Consider the following 23,288-nt stretch of genomic DNA (forward strand, 5'->3'; position numbering starts at 1 on the left):
TGTCAGCCCTCCACCCAGCGGGCGCCGAGGGGGCCTTCGAGCAGGCCCTCGGCGATGATGACGTCCAGCGGTGTGGTGATCTTCAGTGACTGGCTGGCTCCGCGGACGGCATGTACCGGCACGCCCAGAAGCTCCACCAGCATGGCGTCATCGGTGACGGTGGCGGCCTGGCGCTCGTCGAAGCCCTCAGCTGCCTGGTGTGCCTGCCGCAGCACGGAGAGCTTGAAGCCCTGCGGGGTCTGGACAGCTCGGAGCTCCTCGCGGGGCGCGGTCCCGGTAACGAGTTCCGGTGCGATGTCCGCGCCTGGGCCCTCGGTCGCGGCAACCGTCTTGACCGTGTCGACCACCGGGATCACCGGGATCACCGCATCGGCGCCGGCCGCCAGGGCCTGGGCCACCCGATGGAAGACCGGTTCGGGCGTCAGGGCACGCGCGGCGTCATGGACCAGGACCGCCTCCGTGCCGTCCTCCACGGCGGCCAGTGCGGAACGGACGGAATCCGCCCGGGAGGCACCGCCGTCGACCATGGTCAGGAGCGGGCCGCCGTCGACCAGTTCCACCCGAAAGTCTTCACAGAGCCGGCGGAGCTCCTCATCGCCGGCCGGCAGCGCGATGCATACCTGGCTGGCGATGCCTGCCGCGACGATCCCGCGGAGTGCATGCATCAGGATGGGCTCACCGCCCAGCGGCACCGCGGCCTTCGGCATGCCATACCCCAGCCTCTGCCCGGAACCGGCGGCGACGAGGATCACGGCGGTCACGGGGCGCTTGGGTGCAGTGTTCATGCGCTCTAGCCTACGTCCCAGCCGCACTCCCCCTCCATCTCCCAACCCAGTAGCAGCTGAGGGCGTTCCCAGCGCCGGGAACGCCCTCAGCTGCTACCTACATGGGAACCCGGGCTGGCCGATTTTGGGCAAGAAGAAACCCCGGCGGCACTTTGCCACCGGGGTTCAATTCTTGTTTGGAAGCTCCTACTGCTTAGGAAGCTCCTTTACTTAGGAAGCCAGGACCTCGTCGAGAACGCTCGCGGCCTTCTCTTCGTCGGTCTTTTCAGCCAGAGCCAATTCTGAGATCAGAATCTGCCGGGCCTTGGCCAGCATACGCTTCTCGCCTGCGGAAAGGCCGCGGTCGTGATCCCGGCGCCACAGGTCGCGGACGACCTCTGCAACCTTGATGACGTCACCGGAAGCAAGCTTCTCCAGATTTGCCTTATAACGACGCGACCAGTTGGTGGGCTCTTCAGTGAACTCGGCACGAAGCACGTCAAAAACATGCTCCAAACCGTCTTTGCCCACTACGTCGCGAACCCCAACAAGGTCAACGTTCTCTGCTGGAACTTCAATGGTCAGATCACCCTGAGCCACCTTGAGCTTGAGATACATCTTCTCTTCGCCCTTGACAGTGCGCATCTTGATCTCTTCAATTTTTGCTGCACCGTGGTGAGGGTAAACTACTGTCTCGCCGACCTCAAAAACCATGTGGACTTTCCCCTTTCCCGCAGACCAGTTTATCACGATTAAGGCATATGACTGGCATGGATACGGCCCGGGAACCCCGTAAATCCGCGGAAAATGGCCAAAATCAGCGGCTCAGACCCCTTGACGAATGCGAACAATAGTGCATCGCCCACGCCCCCACAAGCGTTACGCCCGGGTAGTTGCGGCCCCTGGGGACGGCCTGCCCAGCACCCCGGCAGGCGTCCGAGGGGGCAGTCATGTGGAGGGGCCGAATCCTTGTTTGACCCTCTTTGCCGATAGGCTATGCCTGAAAACTGTTTCAGAGACTTTTCTAGGAGTGCGTGACGTGCGTTTCACTGCGATGAACCGGGGCCAGAGCGGCAAGATGGCGATGGCAGCAGCCGCCCTGAGCATCGGCCTGCTGGGCCTGACGGGCTGCGGCTACGTCAACGCCCAGCAGACCTCTCACCAGTACTCTTCTTCGGACGGAATCCGCGCCGACGTCGGACCGGTCCAGCTCCGCAACATGCTGATCGTTTCCGCCGGCGAGAACCAGCCCGGCCGCGTCATTGGCGCCGTCTACAACTCCTCCTCGAAGGACGTCAAGGTCACCCTCAAGGGAGCCGAGGGCGCACAGACCGAAGTTCCGGTCAAGCAGAACTCCTACACCCTGCTGAACCAGTCCACGGACGCCGCCACCCTGAGCACGTCCGGCGGCAAGCCCGGAACCCTCGTGGACGTCCAGGTGACCGAGAGCGGAACCAACGTCAACAAGACCGTGAAGATTCCTGTCGTGGACGGCACGCTGAAGGAATACGCCGCCTACCTGCCGGGCGGCGCGCCCACCGAGTCCGCCACTCCGAGCCACACTGCAACGCCGGGTGAGCACACTGCAACACCGGGTGAGACCGCGACGCCGGGCGAATCCGCCACGGCCACGCCCACCGAAAGCCACTAGCAGCGCCTGCCAGCAACGCTGGCAATACAAGAAGGAGGGGTTCCGGCGGGAACCCCTCCTTCTTCGTGTTATCGGTGCTTTGTGGTGCCGTCCCGGGGCCACCTCCGGCCGGCGGCGAGGAGCGCCTAGGGCTCGAACTTATAGCCCAGTCCGCGCACGGTGACGAGGTACCGCGGCAGGGACGGGTCCGGTTCGATCTTGCTGCGAAGCCGCTTGACGTGGACGTCGAGCGTTTTCGTATCGCCCACGTAGTCGGAGCCCCAGACCCGGTCAATCAGCTGGCCCCGGGTCAGCACGCGGCCGGAGTTCCGCAGCAGCATCTCCAGCAGTTCAAACTCCTTCAGCGGCAGTGACACCTGCTCGCCGTCGACACTCACCACGTGCCGTTCAATGTCCATCCGCACCGGACCGGCGTGGACGGTGGATGAAATGAGTTCCTCCGGCTCGCCCTGGCGGCGGAGCACCGCGCGGACACGGGCAACCAGTTCACGGGAGGAGTACGGCTTGGTGACGTAGTCGTCCGCGCCCAGCTCCAGCCCGACCACCTTGTCGATCTCGGTGTCCTTGGCGGTCAGCATGATGACGGGGACGGTGGAGCGCTGCCGCAGCTGCCGGCAGACTTCCGTGCCGGACTGTCCCGGCAGCTGCAGGTCGAGCAGCACGAGGTCTGCCCCGTTGCGGTCGAATTCCGTGATGGCGTCGAGGCCGTTGTCCACGACCTCCACTTCGAACCCTTCCTTGCCCAGTAGATAGGACAGGGGATCGCTGAACGACTCCTCGTCCTCGACAATAAGAATCCTGCTCAAGCGTTAGCTCCTCGTTCGTGGACGCCGGCGGCGTCGCGTGGTTCTTTGGCCTGCGGCCGGTCGGTCTGGGCCTGCGGCGAGGCGGGGGCCAGTGGCGGCGCGGGGGCCTGCGTCTTGGCTTCCTTGGCGGGCAAGGGGCGCGGTTCGGCTGCGGCGTCCTCTTCCTGCCCTTCCATCTCCGGCAGGCGGAGGGTGAAGGTGGAGCCCTGGCCGGGCTGGGACCAGAGCGTGACTTCCCCGCCGTGGTTGGAGACAACATGCTTGACGATGCTCAGGCCCAGACCGGTTCCGCCGGTGTGGCGCGACCGGGCCGCATCCACCCGGTAGAACCGCTCGAACACCCGTTCCTGGTCCTCCGGTGACAGGCCTTCACCCTGGTCCGTGACGGAGACGGAAACCAGGCCCTCTTTGGACCGCACTCCGATGCCGACGCGGGTGTTTTCCGGCGAGTACCGGATGGCGTTGTCGATGAGGTTGCGCAGCGCCGTGACCAGCAGGTCCCGGTCGCCGTAGACCTTGGCCTCCGCGCGGCCGCCAATGACGATCTGGATGTTCTTGCTCTCGGCGGGCAGCTGCGAACGGTCCACGGCCTCGGAGATGACGTCGTTGATGTCCACGGGGTGCCCCTGCTGCGCCACGTTCGCGCCCTGCAGCCGGGACAGCTCAATGATGTCCTGCACCAGCGCGGCGAGGCGGGCCGACTCCTTGTGCATGCGTTTCGCGAAGCGGCGGACGGCGTCCTCGTCGTCCGCTGACGATTCGAGCGCTTCGGCCAGCAGCGAGATGGCGCCCACCGGGGTCTTCAGTTCGTGGGACACGTTGGCCACGAAGTCGTTGCGGATCTCCTCGGTACGGGTGATCTCGGTGCGGTCGTCGGCCAGCAGGACGATATATTCCTCACCCAGCATTGCTGCCCGGACCTGCACGACGATGGTTCCCTGGCCGAGCGGTCCCCGGGGCAGTTCAAGCTGCCGCTCCAGGATGACGCCGTCACGCCGGACGTTGGCCGTCATATCCAGCAGCTCGCGGTGCACCACCGTGTGCCCGCGCACCAGGCCGTAGGCGTAGGCCGCGGGGCTTGCCCGGACGACGCCGTCGATCGCGTCCACCACCACGAACGCCTGGCCGACGACGGCGAGGACTTCCGCGGAGCCCGGGGGCAGCGCCGGTTCGTCGTACTCAATCTCCACGAGCTCGCGCTGCTTCTCGCTGGCACGGAACGCGAGCACGCCAAAGACGCCGAACGACAGGCCCAGCAGGCCGGCGATGACACCTAAGAGCATTGGATCCACGCCTCCAGCTTATGCTTCCGGAAAGCCCCAATATCCGATAAACGGCCCATGCGGTGCGGATTCAGCTAACGTTCATCTTGAGATGTGTAACAGTTCACCGAACACTGGAAGAGTGTGCCGTTGGACTGCCGGAACGGTGACACGAAATTCTGACCGCCGCGGCGGGGCGGAGTTTCCAAGGAAAGGACGCCTACGTGCGCAAGGTTTTTCAGGAGGAGCTGGCCCACGTGGGCGAGGACCTCATCGAGATTTCAAAGCTGGTCAGCGAAGCGATCGGCAAGGCAACCACCTCGTTCGAGAGTGCCGACGTCGACCTGGCCCAGGACGTCATCGCCGCGGACGCCAGGATCGACTTCCTGCAGAACAGCCTCGACGAGCGCGCCATCGACATCCTCGCGCTGCAGGGCCCCGTGGCCAGTGACCTGCGCATGATTGTCGGTTCGCTGCGAATGAGCGCATCCCTGGAGCGCATGGGTGACCTTGCCCGCCACATCGCCCAGCTCGCCCGGCTGCGGTTCCCCTCTACGGTGATCCCGGAGTCGCTGACGGGGACGTTCAAGAGCTTCGCCGAGCACGACATCGAGATCGCCAACAAGCTGACCGAACTGCTGGAGACCCGCAACCTCGAGGTTGCCCGCGACATCCTCAAGGCCAACACCGCGGTGAACGACCTCCACCTCAGCGTCTTCAAGGCGATCGCGCGCCCGGACTGGCAGGAATCCCCGGCCACCACCGTGGACGTGGCCCTGGCCAGCCGCTACTTTGAGCGGTTCGCGGACCACGGCGTGTCCGTTGCGCAGAAGGTCACCTACCTCGTGACCGGCGCGTGGCACCCGAACAGCATCGAGCACGGCTAAACAACCGGGCAACTCTTCGAGTTTTCGTCCACGTATTGGCCCTCAGGGGGTATTTGCGGCCATTATCTGGACAAAAACTCCAGTGAAACAAACGGACGACGCCGGCCGGTCACCTAAGGTGACCGGCCGGCGTCGTCCGTTTTTGGGGGCGAAGGCTACTTCTTGCCCTGGTTGGCCACGGCAAGGATGGCCTCGGCTGCAGCCTCGGGATCGAGGTACGTTCCGCCGGGGGTGATCGGCTGGAAGTTCTCGTCCAGGTCGTAGACCAGCGGGATGCCGGTGGGGATGTTCAGGCTGGCGATGGCGTCGTCGCTGATGCCGTCCAGGTGCTTGACCAGCGCGCGCAGGGAGTTGCCGTGGGCGGTGACCAGGACGGTCTTGCCGGCCTTCAGGTCTTCCTTGATGTCCGATTCCCAGTACGGGAGGAGGCGGATGAGGACGTCCTTGAGGCACTCGGTGCGGGGCAGGTCGTCGCCGAGGCCGGCGTAGCGCGGGTCGCGGGACTGGGAGAACTCACTGCTGTCGTCCAGGGCGGGCGGCGGGGTGTCGTAGGAACGGCGCCACAGCATGAACTGGTCCTCGCCGAATTCGGCCAGGGTCTGGGCCTTGTCCTTGCCCTGCAGTGCACCGTAGTGGCGCTCGTTGAGGCGCCAGTCGCGCTTGACGGGAATCCAGCCGCGGTCAGCCTTGTCCAAGGAGATGTTGGCCGTGTTGATGGCCCGCTTCAGGAGCGAGGTGTAGAGGATGTCCGGGAGAATGTTGTTCTCAACCAGCAGTTCCCCACCGCGTGCTGCTTCCTCGCGGCCCTGGTCGTTCAGGTCAACGTCCACCCAGCCGGTGAACAGGTTCTTGGCGTTCCATTCGCTGTGGCCGTGGCGCAGCAGAATCAGCTTGTAAGTCATGATTTTCATCCTAGCCGAGCACGGCCCGCAGGCGCCGAGAGTTACATCACGCGGCGGCCGCCGCCCAACGGGGCCGCATCCTGGGACCGCCCGATAGGCTGGGGCCGTGGTGCAGAAAGCAGAACGGGTGGTGACCAACCGGAGCAGCCGGGGCAAGCCGGTGGGGAATGTGACCCGCGGCACCACCAACCCGAACCGCATGCGCCGGCTGGACCGGTGGCTGGCCGGGCCGCAGGCGTGGCGGCTGCGGAGGGCGGCTGACCCGCTCGTGGTGGATCTGGGCTATGGCGCCTCGCCGGCCACCGCCGTCGAACTCTTTGAACGGCTCCGGGCGGTACGGCCGGATGTGCGCCTCTGCGGGATCGAAATCGAACCGGAACGGGTCCGCGCGGCGAAACCCCTGGAGCGCCCGGGCCTGAGTTTCCACAACGGCGGATTCGAGCTTCCGGTGCCCGGGAACCCCGTGTTTGTGCGCGCATTCAACGTGCTGCGGCAGTACGAGGAAGCGGACGTCCGCGGCATCTGGGAACTGGTGCAGGGCCGGCTGGCTCCGGACGGCCTGTTCATCGACGGGACGTGCGACGAGATCGGCCGCCGCTCCGCATGGGTTGCCATCGACGCCGGGGGTCCCCTGAGCCTCACCATGTCGGTCCGGTTCGGGAGTTTCGTGCTGCCGTCCGAGGTGGCCGAACGGCTGCCCAAGGCCCTCATCCACCGCAATGTTCCCGACGAACACATCCACGCGCTGCTGCAGGCGATGGACCGGGCCTGGCTGGAGGCGGCGCCGCTGGCGCCGTTTGGAAACCGGCAACGGTGGACTGCCATGTGCCGGGCACTGCTCGACGGCGGGTGGCCGGTACATGATGGCCCCTCGCGTTGGCGGCTCGGGGAACTTACGGTCGGCTGGGAAGCAGTGGCGCCCGGCTAAGTGCCGGGCGGGGCTGTGGTCAAAGCGCTGGTTACCAGGGGCCGTACGGGCCCATGTTCCGGCTGCCGCCGCGGCCTGCGTCCTTCACGGCCGGCCGGACGTCGGCCAGGTAAACGGAGGCCGCCACCACGGCTGCGAGGCCGAAGAGGCCCAGCGGGCCGAGGAGGCCGCCGGACCCGCCGCCCAGCACGGACAGCGCGCCGACGGCCAGGCTGCCGCCGGTCAATGCCAGCCAGAAGGTCTTGGTGCGCTTACCGGCAGCCTCGAAGGCGTTTGGCCGGTGGCGGACGCAGTCAAAGAAGGCCCACACCTCAAGGACCAGAGCGATCAACCCCAGGATGTAGTAGACCGTGCTCTCAACGTAGAAAATCAGTAGTCGTCCGTCCACCAGCCCAGCCTATCGGTCCAGCGCGTCCAGCGCCTGCTTCAAATCGGCCCAGAGGTCCTCGACGTTTTCGATTCCAACGCTCAGCCGGACCAGGTTCTCGGGGACGCTGACGGGTTCGGCGGCGTGCCGGCGCCGCCGTTCGATGAGCGACTCAACGCCGCCGAGGGACGTGGCGGGCAGCCACAGATTCAGGGCGCGGACCAGCTTGTCCGCGGTTTCGGAGGCGCTGAGCCCGCCGGCCGCGGCGACCTGGACGCAGAGGATGGAACCGAAGCCGGTCATCTGCGACTTGGCCAGATCGTGGCCCGGGTCCGTGACGAGGCCCGGGTAGCGCACGCTTTCCAGGGCCGGATGCGCGCTCAGCCGCTCCGCGAGCACCGCCGCCGAGGCCTGGGAACGCTCGATCCGCAGGGCCAGGGTCCGCAGCCCCCGCAAAGCCAGCCACGCTTCGAACGGCCCGGCGATGCCGCCGTGGATGATGCGGTGGTGAAGAAGGGTTCCGCGCAGCTCCGCGTCAGAGGTCACCAGGGCGCCCAGCACCACGTCGGAATGGCCGGCCAGGTACTTGGTCACCGAGTGAAGAACGGCATCGGACCCCAGGCTGAGCGGCTGCTGCACCAAAGGCGTGGAGAAGGTGTTGTCCGTGACAACGACGGCGCCGGCGTCGTGCGCGGCCTGCGTGAGTGCACGGATGTCCGCGATGCCGAGCATCGGGTTGGTGGGGCTTTCCAGCCACAGCATGTCAGCCGCTTTGCCGCCCTGCGGGGCTATCTGGGCGCGGACCGCGTCAGTGTCCGCGATGTCCACGGTGCGGAGCTCCAGGAGTCCCTTTTCAGCCAGCTCGGCGGCCATGACCAGCGAGCCCGAGTAGCTGTGGGACGGCATCACCAGGACGCCCCCGTTGGGGATCAGGGAGAGCGCGGAACTGACGGCGGCCAGGCCGGAGGAGTAAAGGAGGCCGGGCAGCGACGCGCCCTCCAGCTGGCCGAGTGCTTCCTCGAACGGGTCCCACGTGGGGTTGGAGTAGCGGCCGTAGCCCCGGTCGCCGTCGTCCAGCGCGCCGGTGCCGAAATAGGTGGACGAGAGCACGATGGGCGGGTTGACGGGCGCATCGTGCTCGCGGGGCGGACGGCCGGCGGCCACGACCACCGTTTCGGCAGACAGGGAGGCGGCGTGCTGATCGGAAAGACTCATGGTCACAGGGTACGTTGGCTGCCTGCCTGCGCGGAAAGCGGCCGCTTCCGGAGACGTACAGAACCGGGCACCGGCCATTTTCGTCTGTGGAAATCGGTAGGCTGGATAGGTGAATATGCAGAGCTCCGGACTTTTCATCGCCTTCGAGGGCGGTGACGGTGCCGGCAAGTCAACCCAGGCGGCCCGGCTGGCCGGCGCGCTGGAATCTCGCGGCCTCACCGTGCTGCGCACCCGGGAACCCGGCGGGACGCCCATCGGCGAGAAGCTCCGTTCCCTGGTGCTGGACCACGGCCACGGCCACATCGACGCCCATACCGAGGCCCTGATCTTCGCCGCCTCCCGGGCCGCGCACGCCAGCCAGGTCATCAGGCCGGCCCTGGCGCGCGGCGAGGTGGTGCTCACAGACCGCTACATCGATTCCTCGGTGGCGTACCAGGGTGCGGGCCGCGGCCTCGGCACGGACGCCGTCCGCAGTGTTAACGAATGGGCCACCTCCGGGCTGCAGCCGGACCTGACAGTACTCCTGGATGTCCACCCGGCCGAGGGGCGGAGCCGCCGCACCGCCGGGGACGCTGCTGAGGACCGGCTGGAATCGGAAGCCGACGAGTTCCACGCCCGGATCCGGCAGGCGTTCCTGGACCTCGCGGAGGCCAGGCCGGAGAGCTACCTCGTCCTCGAGGCGGGACGGCCCGTGGAGGAAATCGCGGAACTGATCCTGGAGCGCGTCGAAAAGCTCCTTGCAACAACGGACACGCAGCCATGACCGTCTGGGATGACCTGCAGGGGCAGCCAGCCGTCGTCGCCCAACTGCGGCAGGCATCCATGGGCGAGGGGCTCACCCACGCCTGGCTGTTCACCGGGCCTCCTGGCTCCGGCCGGTCCAATGCGGCCAAGGCCTTCGCGGCTGCACTGAACTGCGACCAGGACGACGTCATCATGCGCGGCTGCGGCACCTGTCCGGCGTGCCTGACCATCCTGGGCGAAACCCACGCCGACGTCTCCTTTGTCCGCACCGAAAAGGTGACCATCACCATCGAAGAGGCGCGGGAACTCGTCGCCACCGCCGGTAACCGGCCGTCCTCGGCACGCTGGCGGATCATCGTGGTGGAGGACGCCGACCGCATGGCTGAGCGGACCACCAACGTGCTGCTCAAGGCCATCGAGGAGCCCACGCCGCGCACCATCTGGATGCTGTGTGCCCCCTCCCCCGCGGACGTCCTGGTGACCATCCGCTCGAGGTGCCGGGCAGTGGCGCTGCGGCTGCCGCCCGCCGCCGACGTCGCGGCCCTGCTGGTGAAGCGCGACGGCGTGGATCCGGCCCTTGCCGAGCGCGCCGCCCGGGCGGCCCAGAGCCACGTGGGCATCGCCCGGCGTTTGGCCCGCGACGCCGAGGCCCGGGAGCGGCGACTGGAGACAGTCCGGTTCCCGCTGGGACTGCGCGGCATCACGGCCGCCGTAATGATGGCTGACAAGCTCGTGAAGATCGCCACGGAAGAAGCCACGAGCTCCAACGAAGAAAGGGACGCCGCCGAAAAAGCCGCACTGCTGGCCACCCTCGGCGCCCCGGAGACCGGCACCCTGCCGCCGGCCATGCGCAGCCAGGTGAAGCAGCTGGAGGACGACCAGAAGCGGCGCGCCAAGCGCTCCGTCACCGATTCCCTGGACCGGACACTGACGGATCTCCTCTCGTTCTACCGGGACGTCCTGATCATCCAGCTCGGGAACGCCGTGGAACTGGTGAACGTTGAGCTCAGGAGTGAGCTGGAAGAGTTTGCCCTACGGTCCGGGCCGGACGTGACCCTCGCCCGGATGGACGCCATCAACAACGCCCGCAAGCGGATCACCACCACCAACGTCGCACCGCTGCTGGCCGTAGAGTCAATGGCCGCAAGCCTGATCCAGTAGCCACGCCACCGCCCGCCATTTGCCTGACCGAGCTGACACCGCCCCACAAGGAGAACCCGCATGATGTCTGCACCGCCCCTGTCCCCGCGACCCCGGAGCCTCGCGGCCGGGATGCGGGCGGCCGGCGCCATGGCGCTGGCCGTACTGCTGGCATCGTGCAGTGCCCTGGGCCCGTCGAAGGACGAGTCCTCGCAGAACGGCTCCACGGGACAGGCCGACCCCTCCATAGCGGCGGCCGCCCCGGCGGGGCTCAAGTCCTATTACTCGCAGAAGATCATCTGGCAGCCCTGCGAGGACAAGCTGCAGTGTGCCAAGGTCAAGGTGCCCGTCGACTACGCAAAGCCGGACGGCGACACCATCGAACTGGCCGCGGTGAAGATCGCCAGCACCGGGGACAAGAAGGGGAGCCTGCTGGTCAACCCCGGCGGTCCGGGCGCGTCCGGCTACGACTTCGTCAGGGACGCCGGCAACAGCCATTTCTCCGACACCGTGCGCGCCAACTATGACCTCGTCGGCTTCGATCCGCGCGGGGTCAAGCGTTCGGCGCCTGTCACCTGCCTCACCGACAAGGAGCGGGACGAGGCCCGGACAAAGGTCTACACCCCGGAAACCGACGCCGGACTGGCGGTGCTGCGCGCCGACAACAAGGCCATCGCCGCCAAGTGCGCGGAGCAGACCGGGCCGGTGCTCGGGCACATCGACACCGTCACTGCGGCCAAGGACCTGGACGTCCTGCGTGCCGTGCTCAATGATTCCAAGCTGAACTACATGGGCTTTTCGTACGGGACCTTCCTCGGCTCCACGTACGCGTCGCTGTTCCCGGACAACGTGGGGCGCATGGTCCTCGACGGCGCCATCGACCCCTCGCTCAGCGCCGAGGACCTGACACTGGGCCAGGCCCGGGCCTTCGAGAAGGCGCTGCGCGCCTATGTTGAGCACTGCCTCGGCGAGGAAGGTTGCCCCCTCAGCGGCACCGTCGACGACGGCGTGCAGCAGATCCGCGACCTCATCACCTCCGTGGTGCAGACCCCGCGCACCGCCAAGGACGGCAGGCTGGTGGGCGGCAACCTCTTCGTCAGCGGCATCGTCGTTCCGCTGTACGCCAACGAAAGCTGGCCGGCCCTGACCCAGGCACTGGACCTGGCCATGCAGGGTGATGTCAGCGCCATGCTCCGCCTGGCCGACCTGGGCGCGGACCGCTCCCCCAACGGCAAGTACACGTCCAACACGGCACTGGCCTTCGGCGCCATCAACTGCCTGGACTACCCAACAAACAGCGACCCGGCGGCCATGCGTGCCGAAGAGCAGCGGCTCCGCGAGGCGTCCCCCACCCTGGGCTACTTCTTCGCCTACGGCGGTGCGAACTGCGCCGACTGGCCGTACAAGAACGTCCGTACCCCGGCCCCGGTGAAGTACAGCGGCTCCGCACCGATCGTCGTCGTCGGCACCACCGGCGACCCGGCCACCCCCGTGGAGTGGGCCAGCGAACTCCGGAAGCAGCTGGGCAACGCGTCCCTGCTGACCTTCAGGGGCGAGGGCCACACGGCCTACGGCCGGTCCAACACCTGCATCAGCAACGCCGTGGACAAGTACCTGGTGGACGGCAAGGAGCCGGCGGACAACACCGTCTGCTGACCCCAGCCCGACGGCGGTCCCAACCCGACGGCGGCCGGTGCAGCAATTGCCGCACCGGCCGCCGTCGGGCGTTTAAGCATGCGGGCGCTTGGGTGCGCCGGAGCCCTCAATACCGGGAAGCGCGGCGCTCCAGGAGCGCCGGAAAGTCCTTGATGGAGGGCAGGACGTCCGTGGCACCGGCATTGCGGAGCGACGCCTCGGAGCTGGACCCGGTCAGTACACCGGCAGCAACCGGTGCCCCGGCGCGGAGGCCGGAATGGATGTCCGCGGCGGAATCCCCCACCACGGCCACCTTCCGGACGTCGTCGATGTCCAGGGCCAGGACCGCCGTCAGCACCATGTCCGGGAACGGCCTGCCCCGGCCGGCGTCCGCCGGGCAGAGACTGAGGTCCGCCAGGCCCATCCAGCCCAGGGATTCCAGCACCATGTTCTGCGTGTGCCGCCCGAAGCCTGTGGCCAGGCAGACCTTGATGCCTGCGTCCCGGAGCCAGCCGATGGTGTCCTCCGCCCCGGGGACAGCCCGGACTCCGCCGTCGGCGATGAGTTCATCGCAGTTCAGTTCGAACCTCTTGTTGGCGCTGGCCGCTGCCTGGGGGTCGTCGAACAGTTCGCCGAAAACCGTCATCCGGGAGATGCCGGAACGCTCCCGCGCGTAATGCAGCATCCCCTCGAACCGCGCCGAGCCGGCCGCAACTCCCTGTTCAGCCAGCGTGCGGGACATCGCGCGGTCCATGAGTCCGCCGTCGTACACGGTTGTTCCCACCATGGCGAGCACCGCGAGCCGGACGGGCAGGCCGTGCTCCGCCGCGTCCGTATCCGCACCGGGGGAAACGGCAGTGCGGACTGCGCTGCCGGTTGAGATTGCGCTGTCTGGTGTCATGGTTGAGCTCCTTTGCCGCTGGTGCGCAGGCATGCTGCGCCACGCTTTTCATTCCAGCATCGCGGCTGTTGCTGTTGCGGGCCTGAACCGGACCCGACGGCGGAATGAACGTCCTGCCAACGTCAATCGCAGCCTGCGAAGCGCTCATTTTGACCCGGACGCGGGGACTCTATTACAGTTGTCTCTTGCATGAACCGGCCGGTTTCCCGGCTGATTGGTGCGGTGCTTCCTTAGCTCAGTCGGTAGAGCGTTTCACTCGTAATGAAAAGGTCATCAGTTCGATTCTGATAGGAAGCTCGGGAGAAACCCCGTATTGTCGCTCGTTCGGCGGCGGTACGGGGTTTTTTGCTGGTTTCGCCCGGAGACGCCGACAGGCCCGGGCACATCATTGGCGCCGTTCGGCGCAACCATCCGATTCATCCGGCACAGCCAGCCGCGGCCGGTTTTCTTGAGCCAGTATTGATCGGCCCTCGATGGGTCCTTGAGTCAATGCAGGCAGAGTGTTCGTTACCGGCACGGAAGACCGGTTATCCGAAGTCCGCGCACCGGGCTCCTGAAGAACGGACGTTCGCCATCATGGGTCGCAAGCTGAACTCCGCCACCGGCAGGGCCACCGCCTCCTCGGTCTTCGCCGGCACCCAGCCCTTCCGTGCCAACGAATAACCCACACACGTCCCCTCCGTCGTCTGGCCCCAGAACCGCGGCGGAGGGGGCCCACCCCTAAGGCCACACGCCATGACAGCAGCAGCAACGCCGGCGGCCGAGGTACCCGGCCCCGTGGTCCCCGCCCACGGTCGGCTGCTGCTGAAGGCCGGCCGCCTGCTGGTGCGCACGGCTGCCGCCGTGCTGCTGGCCGCCGCCGTCGCAACCTTCCTTTTCCTGGCTGTTGGCCCCGGTTTCCTCGGCTACCAGGCCAGCATCGTGCTGACCGGTTCCATGGCTCCGACGATCAATCCGGGGGACGTCGTTGTCACCGTACCGTCGCCGGTGAGCTCGCTGAAGACCGGGGACATCATCACGTACAGGATCCCGGTACAGGACCGGCGCGTCGAGACGCACCGGATCGTCGAGCTGACCCGGGACGGAGGAAGCACCACCGTGCGGACCAAGGGCGACGCCAACCACGACGCCGCCCCCTGGCTGGCGACCTTCGAAGGCAGCACCGTAGATATCCACGCCGCGACAGTCCCCTACTTTGGCACAGCGGTCCAGGCACTGCGCGAACCGGCGGTGCTGATGGCCCTGACGTACGGCGTTCCCGGGATGCTGGTCTTCATGATGCTGGCCAGGATCTGGCGGAAGGGCCCCGACGCTGCTGACGAGTCGAAGAGCGGCGCCGATGGTGCAAAAACACCGGCCGCAGGCTGACGCATCCCAGCCGACCCTGGACGGGCAGCACCTCCGGGACCTGGCGGAAGATTGTTCGTCGGCGGCAGCCGAGGCCTTCGCGGACAACTACACGGCCCTCCTCACACAGCGCGTTGACCGCATCACCCGGAGTGTCGGCGTCGGGCACCGGGAGATGGCGATGGATGCCGCCCTCAGCCTGCGCACGGCGTCGTCAATGGCTGGTGCCCTGCGGATGAGCCACCTGTGCGCCCGGCTGGAGAAAGCCCTGGTGGCAGCCGACCTGGCCGCTGCGGCAGGCGTTGCGCTGGAGATCGACCTTCACCTGCCGGAGCTGCAGCAGGCACTCGCGAACCGGCGCCGCCCGGACCAGTAGGTTTGGCCGCGCTGTTTCAGCCCCGGGCACACGCCGCGGTCACAAAGTCGTAGATCTGCCCGCGCAGGGCCGTGCCTGCCGCGATCTTCACCTGCCCCTCGCGTCCTCCCACACTCACATGCAGGGGCAGCAGGGTGCCCACTTTGTCCTCGGCGATGGCGTGCGGATCGCAGCGGGAAGGGCGGATCCGCAAACGCAGTTCAGAGCGTGCTGCGCCCTGCGCGATGCGCAGGTTCCGCGGCCATGGATCATCCGCCGGCTCGGCAATCAGGGTGGTCCCGGCGATGCTCGTGATGGTCATAGATTTTACGTCCGGGCCGGCGCCGTCCGTTTGCTTCGGCGTGATGACCAGGCGGACGACGGCGGTGCGGGAGTCCGGGGCCACCGCAAGTCCGGGGTCGAGGGCGATGTCCGCCACGGCGGCCGCATCCGCCGCAAGGCACAGCTCCAGGTTGTTCCGTTCCAGGACCCCGAAGTGGTCGGCGGCGACGGGCGCCACCTCCCGCAGTCCGGCCTGCCCGGGCTCCGAATATCTCACGGTGGCGACGGGCTGATGCGTGGCTGATCCAGGTGGGGGTGGGAGCTGTGTGCCCGACTGGCCCGGACCGCAGACCGGGGCCGGAAGCCGGGCCGGAAGACTCTTGGGCTGGCCGGGCGGCAGTTCCAGGCTCCCGCCGCCGGTTGGCTCCCACTGGATGTCCCGCTGAAAAAACGGCGACTCGAGCCGCGCCGCGGCAACGGTCAGGGAACCGCCGGACACATTAGTAAGCAGGAGTTCGATGGCCTGTTTTCCGTACTGATCGCGCGACTGGTCCACCTCCACCGTTATCGGCAGCGGTTCAGCAGAATCGTGCGGCCCCGGCTCCTGCGGTTCGGGCGCCGTGCAGGCCGCCAGCACAGGAACCGCCACCAAGGCAGTCGCCGCCGCGATCGCGGGCCACCGGCGCGCAGGCGACCACGTATGTTGACGGCCAGGCGCATGCGCGCGCGGGCCGTGGACCTGTTGTTCAGGCAACAGGTCCACGGCCTCGGCCCTTCTAGAACTGCCCGGTGGGGCCGCTGTCCTCGACTTCGCCGCGCCAGCCGCCGGTTTCGGTGCCGCGTGATTCGATGAAGTCCTTGAATTTGCGCATGTCGGACCTGACCTGCATTTTGTCGATCTTCAGGGCCGCGCCCGCCTTCTCGGTGACGGTTTCCGGCGCCCACTCGAAGTGGACCTTCACTTTGGTGTGCGTGGCGTCCAGGGGCGTGAACCTGATGATGCCGGCAAGGGATTTGCCGTCGGTGCTGCGCCAGGCGATCCGGTCATCAGGCTCCTGGTCCACGATTTCGGTATCAAATTCCCGCTTCACGCCGCCGACTTTCGTAACCCAGTGATTGGTGGTGTTGCTGAGCTGGGTTACGGATTCCACGCCGGACATGAACTGCGGAAATGATTCGAACTGCGTCCACTGGTTGTAGGCCGTATGGACCGGAACTGCGACATCAACGGTCTCTTCAACAGTTTCCATCTGCTTCCTCCTGTCATTACGGGTGGCCCGGTTACGGGCCCTCGGCAGTCGCCGTCGTTCCCCACAGCAGCCGCCACCTGAACGGTAGGTCCGGCGGCTTGCTGTGTCCAGACCCTGCAGACGAATGGGCTCAGGAAATGCCGGCGGTGCCGCCGGAGGTGACCAGAAGGTCCCCGACCTGGCAGTCCAACGCGTCACACATGAGTGTCAGGGCAAAAAGGAGCCCGCCGGGACGGCCGGGTGGCGGTCGTCGGCGGGCGCCTTACGGCAAGGCCGTGTGCGTTCAGGCGGTTGGCACGTCGAACCGTTGCCCTTCGGGCTTGGACGGCAGGATCGTCAGGACCAGCAGGGCGATCGCCCCAAGGAACGGGACGACAGCCAGCAGCACAAGCCAGCCACTGAGGTTCACATCGTGCAGGCGCCGCGCAGTCAAGGCCAGGGAAGGCACGATGGTGGCCAGGCCCCAGACAACGGCAAGGACGAGGCCAACCGTGGCGCCCGGTCCGGGCACGGGCGTGCCCTCGGCGGTCACGGTTGTTCCCCCTGCGCCCGTGATGATGTTGATGATGATGCCGACCACTACCGCGACGAGCACCCACCACCAGTACTCACTCCGGCTGGCACGGCCCGTAAACGTGGCGTACTTCTTGAAGAACCGGCGGACGGCAACGGGAAGGGGTGCCCCGTAGTACGGCGCCCAAAGCGGCGGTTCGCCGGTTCCCGCCTGGTAGCCCTGCTGCTGCTGTGGATATTGCTGATAGCTCATGGATTCCCCCCCATGGGTTCTGAGTTATGAGACGAGCCCATCGTAGGGGGCAAACTGCCGCAGCGGCCGTTCGATGGAGAAAATTTACTGCGATTTTCACCGCGTGAATTGATATGTGCGGACGTTTCGGACTCCGCCAAGGCCGCGAATTCTGGTCCTGAGACTGAATGCGCCTCCGGGCCGCCTGCGGCCTTTTTGCGGCCTGTCACCCTGAGTGGCCACTCACTTAGAGTGGGGCTATGGCAGACGCGATGAAGTCCCTCACTGAAAGCTTCAGGAATGTGGGCGTATCCAGGGCCTATGGGGATCCGATCCGGCTGGGCGGAAAGGAGATCATTCCCGTCGCCCTGGTTTCCTTCGGGTTTGGCGGCGGCACCGAAGGCGGTGATCCGGAGGGCGCAGGCTCAGGTGGCGGGGGTGGCGGACTCGTGTTCCCGCTGGGCGTGTATACCCAGGACGACGGCGGCAGGCTGACTTTCCGTCCGAACCCCCTGTCACTGATGGCTTGTCTGGTGCCGCTGGTATGCGCCGCCGGCCTGGCGCTGCGCGGCGCACTCCGGGCGCGGCGCTAGCCGCCTCTTTTCGACCGGAAGTCTCTTTTCGAGCCGTACCCGCTACGCGACGTCGTCGGCAACGTCCCGGTCGGACAGGTGGGCCAGCAGGGCCTTTTCCGGATTGCCCGGGTTTTCCTCGAGGTGGCGCAACAGGCTGATGCGCACGTCGGGGCCTGTGGCAACCGCAGAAAGCACATCGATGATGACGTCCATTACCTGACGGCGTATCGTCCAATCCTCTGAAGCGTACGTCACGTGCACCTCCTGTCCGGCCGCGAACTCTCTCCCCCGACTGTTCTTTCGATTGGCACCGTTCCCTCGATTGGCACTGTTCCCAGGTCAGTACCGTCGCTTCCAGCGTCCCTGCTTGGCTGCGGGGAAGCGGGAACCAGTGGGGCCGGCCCTTGGGCCAGCCCCACCAACAGATCCCTGTTATGAAATCAGGTCAGACCCGGCTTCGGCGGGTGACGGCGCCGTAAATCAGCAACACAATGACAGCTCCGAGGATGGACAACAGCCAGGTCCTGAGGTCGAAGAAGTCACCCAAGCCGCCACCGAAGATCAGCGAACCGATCCAGCCGCCAAGGATAGCCCCGACGACGCCCAAGACCAGGGTGACTATCCAACCGCCGCCCTGCCTCCCGGGAAGAATGGCTTTTGCAATGGCCCCCGCAATCAGACCGAGCAGGAGAAATCCAAGAATTCCCATGACGCACTTTCCTTTCCACCAGACAGGTACCGCGGGTGTGGCACCAGCTATAGAGATGAGTTAATCAGCATGCTTAGTAGCTGGCAAGCGTCCGACGCGCGAAGCCCGAAAATTCCCTTGTCAGTCCCGTGGGGCGGTGCTATAAAAATCGGTATCAGCCACCATCGGAAACTGAGGTCAAGGAGGGGTCCCCGGCAGCCAGTTAACGCCTCATGGACCGGGACGGGATACCGGTAAACGCCAAGCTGCTTATTGGGCGAAGAGCTTTCAGAGAACGCCACAGCGCATAGTGTGCAGGTGCAGCATCGTCAGCGTGCGGATCCTATTCCCGCTAAGTGGTCCCCGGTTGCAGGAGCAGCCGGGGACCACATCACCCTAGCTGCGGAGGGGATCGCAGCATCCGGAGTTCTTGAGCTGGTTGTGGTGGGATTCCAGTGGACCAGGCGACTATCGTCAGCTTCGCCCTCGGCTATATCGCCGTTGCTATAGCCGTTTTCATTATGCTTCTGCCGGCGCTCGCTGTTCTTGGCCTGCTTCTGCTCGGGGCCGGCGCCGTGCAGGTGATCGTTCTGCTCATCAATGCCATGGCCGTGGGCATCTACAAAGCTGCCCTCAGGTTGTATCACCATCTGGTGGACCGGTGGCAGCACCGCCCGCACGGCAGGCTGGCCGCCCACTAGGGCGGAACGGCCCGCGGCCGACGGGCCGGCTAGCCGACGCGCCGCAAACGCCCTGCCCGCGTGAGCGCATGCTGAAACCTGCGTGACGGTACATATGATGGCTGTCATGGAGGAGGAACTGGAGCGCGCCGCCCAGGCCCTGTACGCGCTTCCCTTCGACGAGTTCATCCCCGCCCGCACGGCTGCCGCCAAGGACGCCGCGGCATCGGACAAGCCCCTTGCCCTGGCGATCCGGTCCCTGCCGAAGCCTTCCGTCGCCGCCTGGACCGTCAACATGCTGGCCCACCACAGCCCCGACGCCGTGCAGCAGCTCAGGACTCTCGGACAGACCATGCAGGAGGCCCAGGCGTCACTCGATGCCACGGCCCTGAGGGAGCTTGCCCAGGAACGTCGGAAGCTCCTCGGCACCGCTGTGGGTGAGGCCCGGCTCGCCGCCGAAAAGCAGGGCCGCAAGGTGAGCGGCGCAGTTGCCACCGAGGTGGAAGAGACACTGCGGGCCGCCACCGCAGACCTCGCCGCTGCCGCCGCCGTCGAAAGCGGTCTGTTGCTCCGGGGGCTGTCCGCCGACGGCGTTGACCAGGTGGATCTCAGCGACGCCGTGGCGGTTCCATCGGCCCTCGGCAAGCTGCCGCCCCGGCCGCTCCCGCCGAAGCGGCCCGCTCAAGCAAAGCCTTCCGGCGAAGCTCAAGCACAGCAGCCGGCAGGCGGCGCGCCGCGCACGGCTGGCGGGGCACCCAAAGACCGCCGGCAGGAACCACCCGCCACCGCGGCTCCGGCCAGCCGGCGGGCGCGGACCCAGCCACGCAAAGCCGCCGCCCGGGCGGACACCGGCACGGATGCCGTAGACCAGGAAAAACCACGCCTCCAGGCCGTCCGCACCGCGCCCCGCCCCGTCTCGCCGTCCCTCTTGGAGAAGGCCGAGGCAGCGCTGGCGAAGGCGGAGGAGGCAGCTGCAGATGCCGCAGACGAGGCTGCACGCCGCGCCCGGGCGCAGGAGGAAGCCGCGGCAGACTTCGTGCGGCTCACAGCCGAGGTCAACGATGCCCGGCAACGGCTCCGGGCCTTGGAACAATCACTCGATGCCGCCCGCAAGGAACGCGAGACCGCCGCCGCTGAGGCGAAGCAGTACGCCCGGGCAGCAGAAAAAAGCGAGCGGTCTGCGGTGCTGGCGAAGGAACGCGTCCTCCGGCTCCGCAACACGCCGGACTGAACTGCCAAAAATGTCAGACCCCGGTTGCACGATGGAGCCATGGAAAATAATCAGGAATTCCACGTAACGTACTTCGACGCCGAGTGCGGCCGGATCCGCACCGAGGTCTTCGATACCGTGGCGGCGGCAGAGCGCTTCGCCAGCCGCAGCATCACCGGCGAGGACAGCTGGGCCATCGTCGACGCCGTCGCCGTCCAGCAGGAACAGCTCGCGGCCTGACCCTGCAAAAGGCTACCCCTACGGGCCGAACAACCTAGCAGGGCTCGAACGACCTAGCTAGCATGGCCCGGACAACCTAGCACGGCCCGAACAACGCGGAGAGGCCCCGCCCATCCGCGTTGGCGGACGGAGCGGGGCCTCTCGGCGGTTGCCTGGCTATCAGGCGAAGTCGGAGACGGCCGGGTCCGGGCCGATCCTGCCGCTTCCTTCGGCGGTGCGGTCCAGTCCGTTGATGGCTTCAACGTCCCCGGCATCCAGCGTGACGTTCAGGGCGTCAAAGTTCTCACGGATCCTGGACTCGGTGACGGACTTGGGGATGACGACGTTGCCGATGGCGAGGTGCCATGCAATGACCACCTGCGCCGGAGTGGCGTCGTGCTTCTGCGCGATGCCCGCAATAACCGGGTCCGCCAGGAGCTCCCCGCCCTGGCCCAGCGGAGACCAGGCCTGGGTCAGGATGCCCTGGGAAGCGTTGAACTCCCGCAGTTCCGACTGGCTGAAGTAGGGGTGCAGTTCCACCTGGTTGATGGCGGGAACCACGCCGGTCTCGTCGATGATCCGCTGCAGGCCCTCGACGGTGAAGTTGGAAACGCCGATGGACTTGACCTTGCCGCGCTTCTGAAGCTCGATCAGCGCCTTCCAGGTGTCCACGTACTTGTCCTGCTTCGGCTGGAGCCAGTGGATCAGGTAGAGGTCCAGGGTTTCAAGGCCCAGGCGCTCCAGGGACTCCTCGAACGCGGCAAGCGTTGATTCGTAGCCCTGGTCGGCGTTCCACAGCTTGGTGGTGATGAAGATTTCCTCCGCCGACAGCCCGGAGCTGGCAATCGCCCGGCCCACGCCGGATTCGTTGCCGTAGATCTTGGCGGTGTCGATGTGGCGGAACCCGGCCTGGAACGCCTGGAAGACAACCTTCTCGGCTACGTCGTCTTCTACCTGCCACACCCCGTAGCCGAGCTGGGGAATGGTGTTGCCGTCATTGAAAGTCAGTGTTGGTGAAGAAGTCATCTGTCCATCCTGCCAACAATCAAACGTGAATCGCACCGAATATGACGAAGCTAAGCTAGCCGCGTAACGGGGCGTCCCGGGGAATATTTCAGCCTCGGGAGGGTGCCGCCGCTCAGGACTCCGACAGGCGCCGCTCGGCGTCGGCCACCTGCTCAAATACAGTCTCCGCCCGCCGCCAGACAGAGGCCGCGCCAACGGGCACGGGCCCCACGGCAAGCCGCAGCATCGCGGCCGCCTCGGCCGTGGCGGCCAGCGAGTTGCCCGCTTTGGAGAGCGAGCGGTGAACACCGGACAGGCTGTGCGGAATATCCAGACCATCGCTGGGCGAGCGGCGCTGCGCCTCAACGCAGATCTCCCGGACGCGTCCGGAGAGGCCGGCCAGCTGGTTGGCTATCTCCACCAGCTCTGCATAGAGCTGCTCGTCCTCCACGCCCTCAAGCACCTGGTGGTACCGGTCCAGGCCGCGGTGGAACCGGTCGTGGGCGCGGCGCCATAAGCCCTTGCCAAGTTCGGCGTCGTCTTTCCGCCCTTGCCGGGCGGCCGTGAAAAATCCCAAAGGGGCCTACAGATACTGGCCGGGGCCGTGGTCTGAGTCTTCCTTGCGGCCCGGGTGCAGCGGGTCAGCGCCGGGCTGGGGTGCCTTGGCTCGCTGCGGCTCGCCGTTTTCACCGATGACGACGCCGGGCGCGATGACTGTGCCCGGCGGAAGCTGGCGGAGCTGCATCTGGGCCAAGGTGTGTTCCCGGGCTGCGTGCTGGGCGGCAATCGCCGTCTGGATGCCGTGGAACAGGCCCTCCAGCCAGCCCACCAGCTGGGCCTGGGCGATCCTCAGTTCGGCGTCCGAGGGGGTGGCGTTGTCCGGGAAGGGCAGGCTGAGCCGTTCCAGTTCCTGCACCAGTTCCGGCGCCAGGCCGTCCTCAAGCTCCTTGATGGAGCGCTCGTGGATCTCCGCCAGGCGGCCCCGCGCGGCGTCATCCAGGGGCGCCGACTTCACCTCTTCCAGCAGCTGACGGATCATGGTGCCGATCCGCATCACTTTGGCCGGCTCATCCACGAGATCCTGCAGGCTCGTCTTGGCCTTTTCCGCCTCGGCCGGGCGGTCAGCGGACGCATCCTGGGCAGGCCCGGCATCCAGGGTGGTGCCCTCCACTGGCACCTCGTCATCCGCCGTCTGAGTGGGTTGAGTGTCTTCGGGATCGCTCATGCGTTCATACTCTCACGGGCCCGGAATGCGGAGTCCAGTCAATGAAGCTCCTTGACCAGGATTTCGCCTTCGTCCGTAGCGAAACCGCATTTGCGGTAGAAGCCGACCGCGTAGGTGTTGGCCGGAACCCACACCTCCGCCACACCGTTGCTCCGCATCCAGGCCTCCATCTCGGCAATCAGCGCCCGGCCGATGCCCCGGCGGCGCCACTGGGCATGGGTTCCCATCTCCATCAGCAGCAGCTCGGCCCAGGGGCCTGGCGTCCGGCGCCGCTGGACGCAGCAGTGCAGGAAACCCACGGTCTGTCCCCCGGCCTCCGCCAGCCAGAACAGAACGGAAGGGTCCGCGAGAAAGTCCCTGGCGCCGTCGGGGTTTAACTCCCCCGACGGCGCGGTGCCCGGGTCCTCGTCAAAGAGATTGTCCGAGGCAGCCAGCGCGACGAGCGCGCCGGCATCCACCGGCCCGATCCTGCGGACGGCGAATCCGGCCGGCAAAACAGCCATGG

General features: G+C 66.7%; 30 protein-coding genes and 1 tRNA gene. 14 read left to right on the forward strand and 17 right to left on the reverse strand.

Annotation, left to right across the window (positions count from 1 at the left end):
- Positions 1 to 2 precede the first annotated feature (2 nt).
- On the reverse strand, positions 3 to 785 hold the full coding sequence (gene ispD, locus R5O87_RS09665) for a 2-C-methyl-D-erythritol 4-phosphate cytidylyltransferase (RefSeq protein ID WP_410555108.1): 783 nt from the start codon (positions 783 to 785) through the stop codon (positions 3 to 5).
- Between the two features lie 210 nt (positions 786 to 995).
- The gene (locus tag R5O87_RS09670; RefSeq protein WP_003801164.1) at positions 996 to 1,478 is read right to left on the reverse strand and encodes a CarD family transcriptional regulator; all 483 of its coding nucleotides are present in this window, start codon (positions 1,476 to 1,478) and stop codon (positions 996 to 998) included.
- Between the two features lie 340 nt (positions 1,479 to 1,818).
- Here R5O87_RS09670 and R5O87_RS09675 point away from each other — a divergent pair, with 340 nt between their 5' ends.
- Positions 1,819 to 2,415, forward strand: coding sequence for a hypothetical protein (locus R5O87_RS09675; protein WP_410555248.1), 597 nt, complete (start codon positions 1,819 to 1,821; stop codon positions 2,413 to 2,415).
- A 125-nt stretch (positions 2,416 to 2,540) separates the two neighbouring features.
- On the opposite strand, the gene R5O87_RS09680 is transcribed toward R5O87_RS09675, so the two are convergent.
- Positions 2,541 to 3,221, reverse strand: a complete 681-nt coding sequence (locus R5O87_RS09680) for a response regulator transcription factor (protein WP_003801167.1) — start codon at positions 3,219 to 3,221, stop codon at positions 2,541 to 2,543.
- Positions 3,218 to 4,504 carry a sensor histidine kinase gene (locus tag R5O87_RS09685; RefSeq protein ID WP_410555249.1) on the reverse strand — a complete coding sequence of 429 codons (1,287 nt, stop codon included), beginning with the start codon at positions 4,502 to 4,504 and terminating at the stop codon, positions 3,218 to 3,220. The genes R5O87_RS09680 and R5O87_RS09685 overlap by 4 nt, the downstream gene beginning before the upstream one ends.
- A 203-nt stretch (positions 4,505 to 4,707) precedes the next feature.
- On the opposite strand from R5O87_RS09685, the gene phoU reads away from it, so the two are divergent.
- Positions 4,708 to 5,370 carry a phosphate signaling complex protein PhoU gene (phoU, locus tag R5O87_RS09690; protein ID WP_410555109.1) on the forward strand — a complete coding sequence of 221 codons (663 nt, stop codon included), beginning with the start codon at positions 4,708 to 4,710 and terminating at the stop codon, positions 5,368 to 5,370.
- Between the two features lie 155 nt (positions 5,371 to 5,525).
- On the opposite strand, the gene R5O87_RS09695 is transcribed toward phoU, so the two are convergent.
- Positions 5,526 to 6,272, reverse strand: coding sequence for a phosphoglyceromutase (locus R5O87_RS09695; RefSeq protein ID WP_410555110.1), 747 nt, complete (start codon positions 6,270 to 6,272; stop codon positions 5,526 to 5,528).
- Positions 6,273 to 6,378: 106 nt separating this feature from the next.
- Here R5O87_RS09695 and R5O87_RS09700 point away from each other — a divergent pair, with 106 nt between their 5' ends.
- The gene (locus R5O87_RS09700; RefSeq protein ID WP_410555111.1) at positions 6,379 to 7,200 is read left to right on the forward strand and encodes a class I SAM-dependent methyltransferase; all 822 of its coding nucleotides are present in this window, start codon (positions 6,379 to 6,381) and stop codon (positions 7,198 to 7,200) included.
- A gap of 31 nt (positions 7,201 to 7,231) precedes the next feature.
- Here the strand turns inward: R5O87_RS09700 and R5O87_RS09705 are convergent, their stop codons facing one another.
- Together R5O87_RS09705 and R5O87_RS09710 are read right to left on the reverse strand one after the other, a co-directional pair.
- Entirely contained in the window at positions 7,232 to 7,588 is a 357-nt protein-coding gene (locus R5O87_RS09705) for a DUF2516 family protein (RefSeq protein WP_410555112.1), read from the reverse strand.
- Positions 7,589 to 7,597: 9 nt separating this feature from the next.
- Positions 7,598 to 8,782: a trans-sulfuration enzyme family protein gene (locus tag R5O87_RS09710; RefSeq protein ID WP_410555113.1), complete on the reverse strand. Its 1,185-nt coding sequence runs from the start codon at positions 8,780 to 8,782 to the stop codon at positions 7,598 to 7,600.
- A gap of 115 nt (positions 8,783 to 8,897) precedes the next feature.
- On the opposite strand from R5O87_RS09710, the gene tmk reads away from it, so the two are divergent.
- The 3 genes from tmk (at position 8,898) to R5O87_RS09725 (ending at position 12,322) form a co-directional block, all read left to right on the forward strand.
- Positions 8,898 to 9,545 carry a dTMP kinase gene (gene tmk, locus R5O87_RS09715; protein WP_410555250.1) on the forward strand — a complete coding sequence of 216 codons (648 nt, stop codon included), beginning with the start codon at positions 8,898 to 8,900 and terminating at the stop codon, positions 9,543 to 9,545.
- Positions 9,542 to 10,687: a DNA polymerase III subunit delta' gene (locus R5O87_RS09720; RefSeq protein WP_410555114.1), complete on the forward strand. Its 1,146-nt coding sequence runs from the start codon at positions 9,542 to 9,544 to the stop codon at positions 10,685 to 10,687. The genes tmk and R5O87_RS09720 overlap by 4 nt, the downstream gene beginning before the upstream one ends.
- Before the next feature lie 63 nt (positions 10,688 to 10,750).
- Positions 10,751 to 12,322, forward strand: coding sequence for an alpha/beta hydrolase (locus R5O87_RS09725; RefSeq protein WP_410555251.1), 1,572 nt, complete (start codon positions 10,751 to 10,753; stop codon positions 12,320 to 12,322).
- Between the two features lie 106 nt (positions 12,323 to 12,428).
- Here the strand turns inward: R5O87_RS09725 and R5O87_RS09730 are convergent, their stop codons facing one another.
- A complete protein-coding gene (locus R5O87_RS09730) occupies positions 12,429 to 13,202 on the reverse strand; it encodes an HAD family hydrolase (protein WP_410555115.1) in 774 nt (257 codons plus the stop codon).
- Between the two features lie 224 nt (positions 13,203 to 13,426).
- On the opposite strand from R5O87_RS09730, the gene R5O87_RS09735 reads away from it, so the two are divergent.
- The 4 genes from R5O87_RS09735 to R5O87_RS09750 all read left to right on the forward strand — a co-directional run bounded on the left by R5O87_RS09735 (position 13,427) and on the right by R5O87_RS09750 (position 14,925).
- A tRNA-Thr gene (locus R5O87_RS09735) sits at positions 13,427 to 13,499 on the forward strand.
- A gap of 192 nt (positions 13,500 to 13,691) precedes the next feature.
- Positions 13,692 to 13,865 (forward strand): hypothetical protein, encoded by a 174-nt coding sequence (locus R5O87_RS09740; protein WP_410555116.1) that lies wholly within the window; start codon positions 13,692 to 13,694, stop codon positions 13,863 to 13,865.
- A gap of 72 nt (positions 13,866 to 13,937) precedes the next feature.
- On the forward strand, positions 13,938 to 14,570 hold the full coding sequence (locus tag R5O87_RS09745) for a signal peptidase I (RefSeq protein ID WP_410555117.1): 633 nt from the start codon (positions 13,938 to 13,940) through the stop codon (positions 14,568 to 14,570).
- Positions 14,542 to 14,925, forward strand: a complete 384-nt coding sequence (locus tag R5O87_RS09750; RefSeq protein WP_410555118.1) for a hypothetical protein — start codon at positions 14,542 to 14,544, stop codon at positions 14,923 to 14,925. Before R5O87_RS09745 ends, R5O87_RS09750 begins: the two co-directional genes overlap by 29 nt.
- Before the next feature lie 16 nt (positions 14,926 to 14,941).
- On the opposite strand, the gene R5O87_RS09755 is transcribed toward R5O87_RS09750, so the two are convergent.
- The 3 genes from R5O87_RS09755 to R5O87_RS09765 all read right to left on the reverse strand — a co-directional run bounded on the left by R5O87_RS09755 (position 14,942) and on the right by R5O87_RS09765 (position 17,202).
- The gene (locus R5O87_RS09755) at positions 14,942 to 15,835 is read right to left on the reverse strand and encodes a hypothetical protein (RefSeq protein WP_410555119.1); all 894 of its coding nucleotides are present in this window, start codon (positions 15,833 to 15,835) and stop codon (positions 14,942 to 14,944) included.
- 127 nt (positions 15,836 to 15,962) lie between these two features.
- Positions 15,963 to 16,436 carry an SRPBCC family protein gene (locus R5O87_RS09760; protein WP_410555120.1) on the reverse strand — a complete coding sequence of 158 codons (474 nt, stop codon included), beginning with the start codon at positions 16,434 to 16,436 and terminating at the stop codon, positions 15,963 to 15,965.
- Positions 16,437 to 16,719: 283 nt separating this feature from the next.
- Positions 16,720 to 17,202 (reverse strand): DUF805 domain-containing protein, encoded by a 483-nt coding sequence (locus R5O87_RS09765; RefSeq protein WP_410555121.1) that lies wholly within the window; start codon positions 17,200 to 17,202, stop codon positions 16,720 to 16,722.
- A 239-nt stretch (positions 17,203 to 17,441) separates the two neighbouring features.
- Here R5O87_RS09765 and R5O87_RS09770 point away from each other — a divergent pair, with 239 nt between their 5' ends.
- Positions 17,442 to 17,774 (forward strand): hypothetical protein, encoded by a 333-nt coding sequence (locus R5O87_RS09770; protein ID WP_410555122.1) that lies wholly within the window; start codon positions 17,442 to 17,444, stop codon positions 17,772 to 17,774.
- 42 nt (positions 17,775 to 17,816) lie between these two features.
- Here the strand turns inward: R5O87_RS09770 and R5O87_RS09775 are convergent, their stop codons facing one another.
- On the reverse strand, positions 17,817 to 18,011 hold the full coding sequence (locus tag R5O87_RS09775; protein WP_410555123.1) for a hypothetical protein: 195 nt from the start codon (positions 18,009 to 18,011) through the stop codon (positions 17,817 to 17,819).
- A 190-nt stretch (positions 18,012 to 18,201) separates the two neighbouring features.
- Positions 18,202 to 18,465: a GlsB/YeaQ/YmgE family stress response membrane protein gene (locus R5O87_RS09780; protein WP_003801204.1), complete on the reverse strand. Its 264-nt coding sequence runs from the start codon at positions 18,463 to 18,465 to the stop codon at positions 18,202 to 18,204.
- 434 nt (positions 18,466 to 18,899) lie between these two features.
- On the opposite strand from R5O87_RS09780, the gene R5O87_RS09785 reads away from it, so the two are divergent.
- The 3 genes from R5O87_RS09785 to R5O87_RS09795 all read left to right on the forward strand — a co-directional run bounded on the left by R5O87_RS09785 (position 18,900) and on the right by R5O87_RS09795 (position 20,574).
- Positions 18,900 to 19,145, forward strand: coding sequence for a hypothetical protein (locus R5O87_RS09785; protein ID WP_410555124.1), 246 nt, complete (start codon positions 18,900 to 18,902; stop codon positions 19,143 to 19,145).
- Between the two features lie 106 nt (positions 19,146 to 19,251).
- Complete coding sequence (locus R5O87_RS09790; protein ID WP_410555125.1) at positions 19,252 to 20,355, forward strand: hypothetical protein; 1,104 nt, start codon at positions 19,252 to 19,254, stop codon at positions 20,353 to 20,355.
- Positions 20,356 to 20,394: 39 nt separating this feature from the next.
- Positions 20,395 to 20,574, forward strand: coding sequence for a hypothetical protein (locus tag R5O87_RS09795; RefSeq protein ID WP_410555126.1), 180 nt, complete (start codon positions 20,395 to 20,397; stop codon positions 20,572 to 20,574).
- 159 nt (positions 20,575 to 20,733) lie between these two features.
- Here R5O87_RS09795 and R5O87_RS09800 read toward each other — a convergent pair whose 3' ends face one another.
- The 4 genes from R5O87_RS09800 to R5O87_RS09815 all read right to left on the reverse strand — a co-directional run bounded on the left by R5O87_RS09800 (position 20,734) and on the right by R5O87_RS09815 (position 23,286).
- Positions 20,734 to 21,579, reverse strand: a complete 846-nt coding sequence (locus R5O87_RS09800; protein WP_410555127.1) for an aldo/keto reductase — start codon at positions 21,577 to 21,579, stop codon at positions 20,734 to 20,736.
- A 112-nt stretch (positions 21,580 to 21,691) separates the two neighbouring features.
- Positions 21,692 to 22,135, reverse strand: coding sequence for a hypothetical protein (locus R5O87_RS09805; protein ID WP_410555128.1), 444 nt, complete (start codon positions 22,133 to 22,135; stop codon positions 21,692 to 21,694).
- Between the two features lie 6 nt (positions 22,136 to 22,141).
- Complete coding sequence (locus R5O87_RS09810) at positions 22,142 to 22,783, reverse strand: bacterial proteasome activator family protein (RefSeq protein ID WP_410555129.1); 642 nt, start codon at positions 22,781 to 22,783, stop codon at positions 22,142 to 22,144.
- Between the two features lie 38 nt (positions 22,784 to 22,821).
- Entirely contained in the window at positions 22,822 to 23,286 is a 465-nt protein-coding gene (locus tag R5O87_RS09815) for a GNAT family N-acetyltransferase (protein WP_410555130.1), read from the reverse strand.
- Positions 23,287 to 23,288: the final 2 nt, after the last annotated feature.

The sequence above is a fragment of the Arthrobacter globiformis genome (assembly GCF_046536215.2).
Classification (GTDB): Bacteria; Actinomycetota; Actinomycetes; order Actinomycetales; family Micrococcaceae; genus Arthrobacter; species Arthrobacter globiformis_E.

What these genes read in the sequence shown, in the direction of transcription:
- R5O87_RS09800 (WP_410555127.1), bottom strand. Translation starts at nt 21,579, where the DNA reads ATGACTTCTTCACCAACACTGACTTTCAATGACGGCAACACCATTCCC.
- R5O87_RS09810 (WP_410555129.1), bottom strand. Translation starts at nt 22,783, where the DNA reads ATGAGCGATCCCGAAGACACTCAACCCACTCAGACGGCGGATGACGAG.
- R5O87_RS09750 (WP_410555118.1), top strand. Translation starts at nt 14,542, where the DNA reads ATGGTGCAAAAACACCGGCCGCAGGCTGACGCATCCCAGCCGACCCTG.
- R5O87_RS09710 (WP_410555113.1), bottom strand. Translation starts at nt 8,782, where the DNA reads ATGAGTCTTTCCGATCAGCACGCCGCCTCCCTGTCTGCCGAAACGGTG.
- R5O87_RS09670 (WP_003801164.1), bottom strand. Translation starts at nt 1,478, where the DNA reads ATGGTTTTTGAGGTCGGCGAGACAGTAGTTTACCCTCACCACGGTGCA.
- tmk (WP_410555250.1), top strand. Translation starts at nt 8,898, where the DNA reads ATGCAGAGCTCCGGACTTTTCATCGCCTTCGAGGGCGGTGACGGTGCC.
- R5O87_RS09730 (WP_410555115.1), bottom strand. Translation starts at nt 13,202, where the DNA reads ATGACACCAGACAGCGCAATCTCAACCGGCAGCGCAGTCCGCACTGCC.
- R5O87_RS09695 (WP_410555110.1), bottom strand. Translation starts at nt 6,272, where the DNA reads ATGACTTACAAGCTGATTCTGCTGCGCCACGGCCACAGCGAATGGAAC.
- R5O87_RS09770 (WP_410555122.1), top strand. Translation starts at nt 17,442, where the DNA reads ATGGCAGACGCGATGAAGTCCCTCACTGAAAGCTTCAGGAATGTGGGC.
- R5O87_RS09765 (WP_410555121.1), bottom strand. Translation starts at nt 17,202, where the DNA reads ATGAGCTATCAGCAATATCCACAGCAGCAGCAGGGCTACCAGGCGGGA.
- R5O87_RS09815 (WP_410555130.1), bottom strand. Translation starts at nt 23,286, where the DNA reads ATGGCTGTTTTGCCGGCCGGATTCGCCGTCCGCAGGATCGGGCCGGTG.
- R5O87_RS09725 (WP_410555251.1), top strand. Translation starts at nt 10,751, where the DNA reads ATGTCTGCACCGCCCCTGTCCCCGCGACCCCGGAGCCTCGCGGCCGGG.
- R5O87_RS09720 (WP_410555114.1), top strand. Translation starts at nt 9,542, where the DNA reads ATGACCGTCTGGGATGACCTGCAGGGGCAGCCAGCCGTCGTCGCCCAA.
- R5O87_RS09790 (WP_410555125.1), top strand. Translation starts at nt 19,252, where the DNA reads ATGGAGGAGGAACTGGAGCGCGCCGCCCAGGCCCTGTACGCGCTTCCC.
- R5O87_RS09745 (WP_410555117.1), top strand. Translation starts at nt 13,938, where the DNA reads ATGACAGCAGCAGCAACGCCGGCGGCCGAGGTACCCGGCCCCGTGGTC.
- R5O87_RS09685 (WP_410555249.1), bottom strand. Translation starts at nt 4,504, where the DNA reads ATGCTCTTAGGTGTCATCGCCGGCCTGCTGGGCCTGTCGTTCGGCGTC.
- R5O87_RS09760 (WP_410555120.1), bottom strand. Translation starts at nt 16,436, where the DNA reads ATGGAAACTGTTGAAGAGACCGTTGATGTCGCAGTTCCGGTCCATACG.
- R5O87_RS09780 (WP_003801204.1), bottom strand. Translation starts at nt 18,465, where the DNA reads ATGGGAATTCTTGGATTTCTCCTGCTCGGTCTGATTGCGGGGGCCATT.
- ispD (WP_410555108.1), bottom strand. Translation starts at nt 785, where the DNA reads ATGAACACTGCACCCAAGCGCCCCGTGACCGCCGTGATCCTCGTCGCC.
- R5O87_RS09675 (WP_410555248.1), top strand. Translation starts at nt 1,819, where the DNA reads ATGAACCGGGGCCAGAGCGGCAAGATGGCGATGGCAGCAGCCGCCCTG.
- R5O87_RS09740 (WP_410555116.1), top strand. Translation starts at nt 13,692, where the DNA reads ATGCAGGCAGAGTGTTCGTTACCGGCACGGAAGACCGGTTATCCGAAG.
- R5O87_RS09795 (WP_410555126.1), top strand. Translation starts at nt 20,395, where the DNA reads ATGGAAAATAATCAGGAATTCCACGTAACGTACTTCGACGCCGAGTGC.